Consider the following 541-nt stretch of genomic DNA (forward strand, 5'->3'; position numbering starts at 1 on the left):
GACCCACGGACCGCGACCGCCGCGGCCCGCCAGTTCCCCCCGATTCCGGTCCCTGAGGCGGAGGCCCTGTTGCGCGCCTTGGGCGCCAAGGAGACCGTGCTGGCCCTGTACCGCCAGGGTCCGGGGCATGCCGCGCTGACCGCGGACGCGCTGATCCTGCTGAACCGGAGCACCGTGACACGAGTGCCCCGGCCGCTGGAGATCCGGGGCCCGGCCCACGGCGCACGGCACAACGTCGACGTGTCGGTGTACGGACAGTACGTCACCCTCTGGGGGTCGCAGGTCGACAAGACCGGAGACCTTCTCGTCCGGGCGGCGGCGCCGGGTGACGTCCCGCCGGCCCACGACCCCACCGCCGCGCCGGCGGACGCCGTCGGGACCGACAGGGTTCCGGACAGCCACAAGGGCGTGCTGGCAGCGGAACTGCGACCGGGCGAGAGAGTGCGGGCCGTCTACCACGACGGCTGGGGCACAGCCGTCCTCACGGACAAGGGGCTCGTCCTGCTGCACAGCCTCGTGTCACCCCGGGCCACCCGGGTTC

The 541-nt window shown here is 73.8% G+C and carries 1 protein-coding gene; it reads left to right on the forward strand.

Features of this window, described 5'->3' with window-relative positions; all coding sequences use genetic code 11:
• Nucleotides 1–69 precede the first annotated feature (69 nt).
• A partial coding sequence (locus LPA54_RS36125) for a hypothetical protein (RefSeq protein WP_228984763.1) occupies nt 70–541 on the forward strand: 472 nt, incomplete at its 3' end.

The sequence above is a fragment of the Streptomyces sp. DH12 genome, from assembly GCF_020873895.1.
Taxonomy (GTDB): domain Bacteria; phylum Actinomycetota; class Actinomycetes; order Streptomycetales; family Streptomycetaceae; genus Streptomyces.